The organism is Amycolatopsis sp. NPDC059021 (assembly GCF_042739895.1).
GTDB lineage: Bacteria > Actinomycetota > Actinomycetes > Mycobacteriales > Pseudonocardiaceae > Amycolatopsis.
The window spans coordinates 1-2,759 of record NZ_JBHYIQ010000020.1 but is presented as its reverse complement, the minus strand read 5'-3'; the positions used below and the strand labels follow the sequence as shown (position 1 = coordinate 2,759).

2 protein-coding genes are annotated in these 2,759 nt (G+C 70.5%); both read right to left on the bottom strand.

Features of this window, described 5'->3' with window-relative positions:
- Positions 1–131: 131 nt before the first annotated feature.
- Positions 132–1,628 (bottom strand): FAD-dependent oxidoreductase, encoded by a 1,497-nt coding sequence (locus ACFWX1_RS14385; protein ID WP_378387307.1) that lies wholly within the window; start codon positions 1,626–1,628, stop codon positions 132–134.
- Positions 1,629–1,632: 4 nt separating this feature from the next.
- Positions 1,633–2,550, bottom strand: coding sequence for a diiron oxygenase (locus ACFWX1_RS14380; RefSeq protein WP_378387305.1), 918 nt, complete (start codon positions 2,548–2,550; stop codon positions 1,633–1,635).
- Positions 2,551–2,759: the final 209 nt, after the last annotated feature.

Below are 2,759 nucleotides of genomic sequence, written 5' to 3'. Positions count from 1 at the left end.
CCCGACCGCCGCCCCCCCGGCGCGCCCCCCCCCGCCCCGCGGAGGGCGTGCCGGACACCCACCCCCAGCCCCGCCCCCCCGCCCCCCCACAGCCGGGCGCTGCAACACGAATGCGGCCGGAGCGCCGGGGATCAGCGGCGGCGGGTGAGCTTGCCGAGTACGGAGGAGCGTCGCGGCGTCGCGGTGATCTCGCCCGCGACGGCGTCGTCGAGCAGGGAGCCGACCGTCTCGTGCGCACACGCCCGGTTGGCGCCGATGCCGCCGCTGGGGCCGCGCTTGATCCAGCCGACGACGTAGGTGCCCGGCCGTCCTTCGACACGTCCGCCGGTGTGCGGGATGGTGCCGGTCTCCTCGTCGAACGGCAGCCCCGGCACCGGCGTGCCCCGGTAGCCGACGGCGCGGATCACCTGGCCAGCCGGGATCGAGACGTCACCGGTGACGCGGAGCCCGCGGACCTGGGCGTCGCCGAGGATCTCGAGCGGCGCGGAGTGGAAGCGCAGCACGATGCGCCGGTTCTCGTGCCGCGGCGGCACGGACCAGTCGACGGTCTCGCGTGCGACGTCGCGGAGCAGGGCCGCCTTGGACCCCTCGGCCGCGGTGTCGATGGCGCGGGCGATCTCCGGGTCGTGTGTGTCCACGACGAGGTCGACGTTCTTCCGCTGGGCCAGCGCGAGCAGTTCCGGGCCGGTGTAGGCCGCCGCGTCCGGGCCGCGCCGGGCGAGCAGGACCACCTCGCGCACCTTGCTCGACCGCAGCCGGGCCAGCGCCTCCGGGGCGATGGTGGTGCCTTCGAGGGTGGCGGGGTCGGCGGTCAGGATCCGCGCGACGTCGAGTGCCACGTTGCCGTTGCCGATCACGACCACGCGTTCCGCCGAGAGGTCGATCGCGTCGGCCGGCGTGTCGGGGTGGCCGTTGTACCAGGCGACCACCTCGGTCGCGGCCATGCTGCCGGGCAGGTCCTCGCCGGGAAGGCCGAGGCTGCGTGCCGAGGACGCGCCGACCGCGTAGATCACCGCGTCGTGCTGCGCGGCCAGTTCATCGACCGTGACGTCCCGCCCGATCTCGACGCCCAGCCGCATCCGGAGCCGCGGGTGGTTGTGGAAACGCGCGAACGTCTCGCCGATCTTCTTCGTCGACGGGTGGTCCGGCGCGACGCCGTACCGCACGAGCCCGCCCGCGACCGGCAGCCTGTCGATCAGGGTGACCCGGGAACCGGTGTGCAGCAACAGATCCTCGACCGCGTACATGCCGGCCGGGCCGGTGCCGACCACGGCGACGTCCAGCGGCGCGAAGTCGCTGGGGATGTCACGGTCGAACACCGGCGGGCCCCACGCGTGGAAGTTGGGCGCCGGGTCGCCGGCTGCCGCCGGGGCCCGGTCCGCGTAGAAGGCGGCGTTGATCCCGGCGTACGGTTTGAGCGACTCGGTCAGGCTGTCGACCGGGAAGATCGCGTCGACCGGGCACGCGTCCGCGCAGGCCCCGCAGTCGATGCACGATTTCGGGTCCACGTAGAGCATTTCGGTGGTCCCGAAGTCCGGCTCGTCCGGGGTCGGGTGGATGCAGTTGACCGGGCACACCGACACGCAGGTCGCGTCGTTGCAGCAGGTCTGGGTGATCGCGAAGGCCATGGGCTCAGATGAGGTTGGCGCGCTTGTAGAACCAGGTCGACGCCCTGGTGAGCAGCCCGGCCGAGTTGAGGAACTCCATCAGCCCGGCGCAGCTCGAGCGCATCAGCGACTTGTGGTGCTCGTTCGCCTTCGCCTCGCGGAGCGCGCGCTTGGTGTCGAGCCCGGCGTTGGCGTAGACCTTCTTGTTCACCATGCTGGTGACGATGAAGTACGACGCGATCGCGACCACGAGGCCGTTGATCTGGCGGCGCAGCTTGCCCGCGCCTTCCAGGCGGGCCTTCGTCTCCTCGCGGGCGAACTTCATGTGCCGCGACTCTTCGACGACGTGGATGTTGTTGATGGTGCGGACGAAGGGGGCGACCCGCTCGTCACGCATCCAGTCGCGCTGCATGACGTCGAGGACCTCTTCGGCCACCAGGATCGCGGCGTAGGCGGCCTCGCCGAAGGCGATGGTCTTGAAGGCACGGCCGAGTTCGACCACGACCCGGGTCGGGCGGTACGCGGGGGCACGCAGCTTCGCGGCGCCGCGCGCGAACATGATCGAGTGACGGCACTCGTCGGCGATCTCGGTCAGCGCCCACTGGAAGGCCGGGTCGGTCGGGTCCTTGGCGTAGAAGTCGCGCAGCACCATCTGCTGCAGGATCATCTCGAACCAGATACCGGTGCTGGCCACCGACGCCGCCTCCTGGCGGGTCAGCTCGCGCTGCTGCTCCGGCGTCATCTCGTCCCAGTAGGACGTGCGGTACAGGGTGCTCCACTCCGGGCTCGCGCCGTGGTGCGCGGTGTCGAGCGGGGTCTCCCAGTCGACTTCCTTGGCCGGGTCGTAGGACAGGGTTTCCGAGGACTGCAGCAGCCGGCGCGCGACGTCGTCGCGGCCGGGGTCCTGCGGCGCTGCGTGGTCCCGTGCGATGCTGCTGGTCATGGAACGCTCCCTGAGCGAAGTGGTGACGTTCTAGGTGTAACTTCAAGTAACGTTACTCGAAGTTACACATACTTCGCGAGTGGCCTAGCGGGAGTGTGACGCAGGTCACGTATGCTCGGTGTGGGCTGAATGGGGGGGTTGTCCGCGGACAAGCGAGGTAAATAACCCAGAGAGCAAAGGCGCAGAACAAAAAGCCCCAAAACACCGGG